Source organism: Segatella oulorum F0390 (assembly GCF_000224615.1).
Lineage (GTDB): Bacteria > Bacteroidota > Bacteroidia > Bacteroidales > Bacteroidaceae > Prevotella > Prevotella oulorum.
This window is the reverse complement of record NZ_JH114215.1, coordinates 1,504,051-1,512,165: the sequence shown is the minus strand read 5'-3', so window position 1 is coordinate 1,512,165 and position 8,115 is coordinate 1,504,051. Positions and strand designations below refer to the sequence as shown.

The 8,115-nt window shown below is 47.1% G+C and carries 3 protein-coding genes and 1 rRNA gene; all 4 read left to right on the top strand.

Translation table 11 applies throughout. The features are described from left to right. Positions 1-83: 83 nt before the first annotated feature. Positions 84-196 (top strand): 5S ribosomal RNA (gene rrf / locus HMPREF9431_RS06495). Positions 197-940: 744 nt separating this feature from the next. Then, on the top strand, positions 941-2,470 hold the full coding sequence (locus tag HMPREF9431_RS06490; RefSeq protein WP_231287735.1) for a S8 family serine peptidase: 1,530 nt from the start codon (positions 941-943) through the stop codon (positions 2,468-2,470). A gap of 5 nt (positions 2,471-2,475) precedes the next feature. Further along, entirely contained in the window at positions 2,476-4,716 is a 2,241-nt protein-coding gene (locus HMPREF9431_RS06485) for a S9 family peptidase (RefSeq protein ID WP_004380393.1), read from the top strand. A gap of 68 nt (positions 4,717-4,784) precedes the next feature. Beyond that, the gene (locus tag HMPREF9431_RS06480; RefSeq protein WP_040560958.1) at positions 4,785-8,114 is read left to right on the top strand and encodes a SusC/RagA family TonB-linked outer membrane protein; all 3,330 of its coding nucleotides are present in this window, start codon (positions 4,785-4,787) and stop codon (positions 8,112-8,114) included. The last annotated feature ends 1 nt before the right edge of the window (position 8,115 follow it).

Below are 8,115 nucleotides of genomic sequence, written 5' to 3'. Positions count from 1 at the left end.
GAGTTGTTCAAGCAAAAAAAGAAAGAACCCAGAAGTGTTTACACCACAGTTTACAGCTTGTGAAAATCATGTCAACCCCTTTATCAGGTGGTTATTGCGGTGGGGTTCCACCTCTTCCCATTCCGAACAGAGAAGTTAAGCCCACTTGCGCCGATGGTACTGCAATGCAATGCGGGAGAGTAGGTAGCCGCCTTTTTTCAATCAAAGCGTTCATTTGAGCAATCAAGTGAACGCTTTTTTAGTTGTTATTTTGTGCAATATGGAAAATTGCTGTCACCGTACCGTCCATACACCATGGTACACCGTGTTCAATAGGGCAATGCGGGAGAGTAGGTAGCCGCCTTTTTTCAATCAAAGACCTTGGAGAGAAATCTCTGAGGTCTTTTTCATTTTGAGTAATCTTGAATATCGCCGCCACCAGATGCACTCGATGATATAGCGTTTTCTTAACATTATCTTATCCCATGTGCATTATTATCTTCTGTTGCCCATCTACCCAATACGTTGTTGCAAACATTCGTTTTATGCGGTCTTGAATTGTTCGAACTTCTTTCGCAGACATAACAACAAAGTATGCTATTGTTTATACCTTCGACAGCATACAAATTGCAAAGTATATCAGCGAAAGCGACACGTTTGAGATATATCGTTGCTGTTAGTGTTTGATGAAAACCTTCGGGAAGATTTATTTATTTTCAGGCTGTATGCGATGAAAATTCTTCATACGATGGAGCTGTTTCCGATAAAATTCATCAAAAAAATCATTGATGGGGAAGCTATTTTGTTGCATATTTCAATTGTTTATGTTAATTTTGTAACCAAATAAAAGGAAAACTTGCCATCTGCTTGTTGTTTGTTATTGGATAGAGGAGACAAGTTGGTTTTGAGTGAGCCTTTATACGCAAAATAAAGACGACGAAGAAGAATGAAAGATTTGAAAATGAAGAGACACTTGCTCGGTGGCATGTTGTTGCTCTCTACTGCGGTAGCATTGGCGCAAACGCCTACCTATGATGTGTATGCCGGCTGGTATAAACAATGGAACGACAGTTTGAAAGGTGCCCATATCACGGCAGCGCAACACTATTTGCAGTTGCGGCATGCCAAAGTCAAGCGTCAGGTGGTGGTGGGTATTGTCGATTCAGGTATTGATGTAGATAGCCGTGCGTTGAAGTCGGTGTTGTGGACCAATGCAAAGGAAAAGCTCAACGGGCGAGATGACGATGGCAACGGTTATGTGGATGATGTGCATGGCTGGAATTTTCTGGGCACGAAAGATGGAAAATTTAATATGACCAGTGCCGGAACCGAGGAATATCGGCAGTTTAAACGCCTCTATCCCAAATATAAATATGTGAAATTGGCTGCCGAGGTGCCCGACTCCAACCGTGCTGAATATGCCTATTATGTGGAGATGCGGCGCAAGGCCAAAATCAATTCCTATCTGATGTTTTATGAGGCTACGGCGCGTAAACAAAGGCTCATCCATGAGATGGACAGTTTGTTGCGGACGGACCACGTGGCTGTTGACACGCTCACGATGGGCGGTGTGATGCGTGTGCAAGTGGGCGATACGCTCATTCGGAATTCTTTTGTGCAGGCTGCGATGACCGATTTATATCGCACGCCGAAGACAACTTTGTGGAACAGCTATGTGGCGAAGCAGCAAGCTGCGCTCGTACAGATGGAACAGCGCATTCGCGGTATTGAATGCGACCAAGACAAGCGGCTGTTGATGGGCGATCGTTTGGACGATGCCACCGACCGTTTCTATGGCAACAACCAGCTGAACATCGAGGGAATGGAGCATGGGCATTTCGTAGCCTCTGTTGTAGCCGGTGTTGTAGCTGACGATGTGCGCTACAATGGTGTGTGGCCTCAAGCACGTTTGATGGCCATTCGGATAAGTCCTGAGGGCGATGAGTACGACAAAGATGTGGCATCGGGCATTCGCTATGCCGTGGATAACGGGGCTAAGGTGGTGAATCTGAGTTTTGGAAAATACACTTCACCGCATCCTGAAATGGTGAACGAAGCCATTGCCTATGCTGCTAAACACGATGTTTTAGTAATTGCAGCAGCCGGTAACAACCATTTAAATATCGATTCGGTAGACTATTTTCCTGCCGCAGTTGATGCCAAAGGTAAAACGTTTGACAACTTTATTCGCGTGGGCGGTACGGCGATGGATGGCAGCCGTTCGTCTATCTCCAATTATGGTGCACATAAAGTTGACCTTTATGCACCAGGCGAATATATCTCGGGCATATATCCTGGCGACAAGAAAGATTTTGCCAATGGCACCAGTGTGGCGGCTCCTGTGGTTACAGGCATAGCCGCAATGCTTAGAAGTTACTTCCCCAAGGTGAAGGCGGCGCAGCTGAAGTGCATTCTGATAGAGACGGCACACCACGTGCATGGATTGAAATTGGTGGATGCGGCAGCAGCCGTAAAACGTTTAATGCCTTAGTTATGATGCGGAAACAGTTGTTCATCGTGTTCTTTGTGCAGTTGGCATGCTCGCTTTCTGCACAGACGGTTGATTGGAAACGTGTCGCACAGCAAGAGGAAAATGCGTTGCAGGAGGTTTATCGTCGAAGCAGCATTTCGGCCTCTTGGCTCAAAGGCTCTTCTTTCTTGATGTATGAGCAGTATGGCCGTTACTATTTGGTGGATGCGCGAACGGGTCGGCAGGAGCCGCTCATCAACGATCAACAGCAGTTCGCTGTGCAGTATCAAACGCTCACAGGCGATACCACCATGAAGGCCGATAAGCTGCGGTTATATGGGCTTTCGTTAGAAAATAATGATAGCCGGTATTTCTACTGGACGCGCTCACAGAAGCGTTTGGTTTATGATCGGGCGACCCAGCGGTTGGCATGGGATAGCCGACCGGCAGAAAAAGGCGGGGCCACACATCGCGAAGGCTCTTTCAGTAGTGGCGCTTATACGAAGGACTCGCTCTTCACCATGCTTGGCGATAAATATAATCTGCATGTCAGGAATAATCGGACGGGGCAAATCCGCCAACTGACTTTCGATGGGAAAGAGGGTGCTTCCTATTGCTTTACATCGGCCAAGGATACGCTTCGTGCAGGCAATGCCATGGGAAACTGGCGCGGACACGTGTATATTCATCTGATGAACGACGACTCTAAGGTGGGCAATCTCTATCTTATTGATGTCTTGCATGGCGATCGCCCGCGTTTGAAGACCAAACACATGCCGCTGCCCGATGAAAAGAATGTGCGGCAATACAAACTATATTGGTTTAATGCCGACACGGGTGAAGGTCGTTTGCTGCCGATTGAGAAGTTTAAAGACCAGGAAGTGAAGCTCAATTACGAGGATTGCGGAGAAAATCTTTACTTCACACGTCGAAATCGGGGTGTCGATACACTCGAACTCTGCAAGCTCCATCTGCCTACAGGGCAGGTGTCGGTGGTTATACAAGAGGTGTGTAAGCCCCATTTAAATATCAATTTGTTTAGTTATCGCCTCCTCCATCAAGGGCGTGAAATTATTTGGTGGAGTGAACGAACGGGGCGTGGAAACTATTATCTCTATGATGGCAACGGACGATTGAAAGGACGTATCACGCAAGGCGACAAGTTGGTTGCAGGGCGCATCGAATATCTTGATTTGAAAAAGCGGCGTCTTGTCTTCATCGGTTATGGTGATCGTCAGGCTTATGACCCTGAATATGCCTATTATTATGTGGCCGATTTGAATGGAAAGCGCCAACAAACGCTGACGTATGGCAACGGAACGCATGAATTGCAGTTCTCCGAGGACCACAGATTTGCCATTGACAGCTATTCACGAATGGATATGCCCACCGTTTATAATGTGGTTGATGTTGATGCGCCTACAAAGCATTTTGAATTCGCACGTTGCACAGATAAAGATTTAAAGGCGGCCGGTTGGCAGGCACCGGTGTTGATTGATGTGCCTGCTGCAGACGGAAAGACTCCTCTTTACGGAGTGATGTATTTGCCCACTCATCTTGACAAGACGAAGAAATATCCCATTATCTCGTTTGTTTACCCTGGTCCACAAGATGATCAAATTCCCCGAAGTTTCACGCTTGACGATGCCGGCAATCAGAGTTTGGCCGAGATGGGCTTTGTTGTGATTAACGTTCAGCCCCGTGGCTCTTCGCCCTTGCGCGGTCACGACTTCTATTGTTTCGGCTATGGCAATCTGCGCGATTATCCCATTGCGGATGATAAGCACACGATAGAGACGTTGGCGCATCGCTATCCGTTTATAGATTTAAATCGTGTTGGCATCTGTGGACACAGCGGTGGAGGCTTTATGGCCGTAACAGCCATACTTTCTTATCCCGATTTCTACAAGGTGGCCTTCAGCGCTTCGGGCAATCATGATAACAATCAGTATATTCAATGGTGGGGCGAAACCTATCATGGGTTGGGCAAGCGTGGGAGCATTCCCACCAATATGGAGCTGGCCGGCAACTTGAAAGGAAAGCTCATGCTGGTGACGGGCGATGTCGACGACAATGTCCCGCCCGTTTCTACGCTCAGAATGGTCGACGCATTGATTAAAAAAGGTAAGCGTTTTGAGTTGATGGTGTTGCCCGGAAAGGACCATGGTGTGTGGAGTCCCTATTATCAAAACCTCATGCGTTATTATTTTATGGAGAATTTAATGCACCCAACCTCCCGGGATGTCAATATTCTGACGCATGAATAGGCATGGCTATTGCGACGTAATAGTTTATTATTATATCATCATAACATCAAGAAAGAGGAAACAAAAAGATGAAGACAAGACTTAAACTCCTGCTGCTCATGGCGCTTTGTCTGTTGTCAGTTTGGCAATTACAGGCACAGAATGGTCATAGTGATGCAGACGTGTTGGTTAACATAACGGTTGTCGACGAGAGTGGGGAGCCCCTTCCTGGTGCTTCTGTCAAGGTTGCCGGAAAGCCTGTCGGCGTGATTGCAAATTTAGATGGAACGGTTTCGCTGTGGGTTCCGCGCGACACCCACATTACGGTGAGCTATCTTGGCATGAAATCGCGCGTGGTCAAAGTGTCGAAACCCCTATCGGGCAATTTCGTGTTGCAGAGCAACGAGCGCACGCTGAATCAAGTTGTCGTAACGGGCTACACACAAACGGACGTGCGTAAGTCCACCGGCTCGGTGAGCATGATTACGGGTAAAGATCTCAACGATGCTCCGTTGAAGAATGTTGATATGCTACTTCAAGGAAAGTTGACGGGCGTCAGCGTGCAAGCGGTGTCTGGAAAGCCGGGAGCTTCGGCCAAGATTCGTGTGCGTGGTGTGTCGAGTATCACCGGGAGCAGCGAACCTTTGTGGGTTGTCGACGGTGTGCCCATTCAAAAGAATATACCTACAGCTGGCTCAAGCTATATTCGTAGCGGTGATTTCAGCATGCTTTATGCCAATGGTGTGGCCGGTATTAATCCGCAGGATATTGAGAGCATCACTGTGTTGAAAGACGCTTCTGCAGCAGCCATCTATGGTTCGCAGGCGCAGGCGGGTGTTATTGTTATCACAACCAAGCGCGGCCAACAAGGCAGGATGAGCATTAACTATAGTGGTAGTCTTGGCATTCAGAGTGCACCCATCCGCGATGATAATTTAATGAATTCGCGTGAGAAGCTCGCCTATGAGCAAAGTATTTGGGATGAGTTCTCGGCAAAAGGCTATGCAGCCGGCACCTATTATCCCGTTATCGGTATCGTTGGTCAGATTCGTTCGGGCTACGGACGCTTCAGAGGTTGGACCAAAGCCCAGCAAGATGCTTATATTGATGCTTTAGGACAAACGTCTACCGATTGGTTCAAGACATTGTTCCGCACCACGGTTTCCACTTCACATAATATCTCGCTAAGTGGCGGAACAGACAAGCAGACCTATTATATTAGCGGAGGCTACACAACTAACAATGGTATTGTGAAGCGAACTGGTGCAGATAGCTTTATGATGAGCGCCAAATTCAACGGCAATCCGCTGCAAATTCTTTCCTATGGTTTATCGATAGACTTTTCTTATTTAAAGAGCCATTCTCCAAGCGAAGCCTTTAACATTTATAAGTATGCCTATTTTGCCAACCCCTATGAAAGGCTCTACAATGCCGATGGGGGCTATCAGGCCGATGAAACCTATTTCTCTATGGTGAATGCGAATGGCGATTCATTCAATTATCTTCCCAAAAACGGCATCAACGTGATGCGTGAGATTGATGAAACAGCGCTCAAGTCAATCAGCTCAACAACCACCTTGCGGGGCGATTTCACTTGGCGTCCATTTGCCGGCTTCCGTCTTTACGGCTTGGCTTCTGCTACTTTTAGCAATGATAATTCGACCAACGAGATAGGGGCAGCCACCTATAGTGCATGGTTAGACCGCCCTTTCGAGGGTGCTAACAGCGCATCTTATCGCACATACGGTTCTTTCACACAGGCCGAGAGTCGCAATCTAAGTTGGTTGGCACGTTTACAGGCCAATTATGGAATTACGCTTGCCGAGAAACATCGTATCAATGCCATTGCCGGAACAGAGGTTCGCTATAACAGAGCCAGTTCTATGGGCAGCAAAATGTATGGTTACGACCCGTTGACCGGCCAGCATAACACACCGCTCTATCTCGGAACGGGCAGCAATGGCGCATTGACAGCAGCCGAAAGAGATTCCTACCGTTCGATCATCAATGGGTTGAACACTTACTCTAAGATAGAAAATGCCTTTGCCTCTTTCTACAGTGCTCTTGATTATGTCTATAATAATAAATATGTTTGGAATGCAACTGTTCGCTCAGATGGTTCCAATAACTTTGGTAGTAAAGAGCAGTTCAATCTCACATGGTCGACAGGATTGGCATGGAATATGGATGAAGAGGCTTTCTTTAATGCCATAAAACCGGTTATAAATCGAGCCACCATTCGCATATCCACTGGTCTAACGGGTGGTGTTAACAAAAGTGTGTATCCGCAGATTATGATGGATTATGGCAATTATTATCGCACGGTAGGGGATGACAATTATCGTGTTGGCACGATTAAGAATGCACCTAATCCGAAACTTCGTTGGGAGCACACCCACGATTTGAATGCCTCGCTCGATATGGGTTTCCTTCGTGACCGCATCGGACTTTATATCTCTGTTTATCGGCGTCGCGGTTATGACATGATAACATCCGTCAGAACGGTTTCAACAACGGGCTTCACGAGCCAGAGTTACAACACCACCGAGCAGATTAACCAAGGTTTTGAAGTGTCGTTGAACGCTACGCCCATTAAAACAAAGAAAATGGTGTGGGGCGTTTCGGGAAACATCTCCTACAACCAAAACTTTATTTCCAAGTATGATGCCCCCAATAATGGCTTCAGCACTTTCGGTTCTATTCTGCTTGATTATCCTCAGGGCGCAATCATCACTGGCAAAAACACGGGCATCGACCCCTTTACCGGTTATTATACTTTCAAACTCCGCCCCGATGCTGTCATCAATAATTCGAGCGATTGGCGCAACTACCGCAACTATCTTTATTATCGCGGCACAGCCAATGCACCTTGGAACGGCGGTTTCTCAACCCACGTTTCCTACAATCGGTTCACGCTGAGCATCAGTTCATCCTTTTCTTTAGGTGCAAAAATCAGTTCTGAAATCAAGTCTCCGATATCCTATAACAGCATTAATGCCAGTGCACAGAATCGTCCACAGACACAGCGTAGCGACCTTTATACTGCGCATTTGAATAAGCCGAAAGAGGCTGCTCATCGCTGGACAGAGGCCAATCCTGCGACCAATGGCTATCCAAGGTTGGTTGATTCTCGTGGGAAACGGCTCAATATTGATTTGGGGTTGCCCAACGAAAGTTCGTCCATCACCGAGGGTATTTTCTACGAGAATGGATCGTATTTCAAATTAGGTTCGGCCACTTTGAGTTATAGCGTGCCCGAAAAGATTACACGTGGCTTGGGATTGACTTCTCTCGGCGCAGCCATTACGGGTTCAAATCTCTTTATCATCACCAAGTATTCGGGTCTGAACCCCGAAACGCCGGGTGCCGTTTATCCCATCAGCCGTTCTTTCTCGTTTACAATTAACGTAGGTCTTTAAC

Coding starts and splice junctions, on each gene's coding strand:
- HMPREF9431_RS06485 (WP_004380393.1), top strand. CDS start 2,476: ATGCGGAAACAGTTGTTCATCGTGTTCTTTGTGCAGTTGGCATGCTCG.
- HMPREF9431_RS06480 (WP_040560958.1), top strand. CDS start 4,785: ATGAAGACAAGACTTAAACTCCTGCTGCTCATGGCGCTTTGTCTGTTG.
- HMPREF9431_RS06490 (WP_231287735.1), top strand. CDS start 941: ATGAAGAGACACTTGCTCGGTGGCATGTTGTTGCTCTCTACTGCGGTA.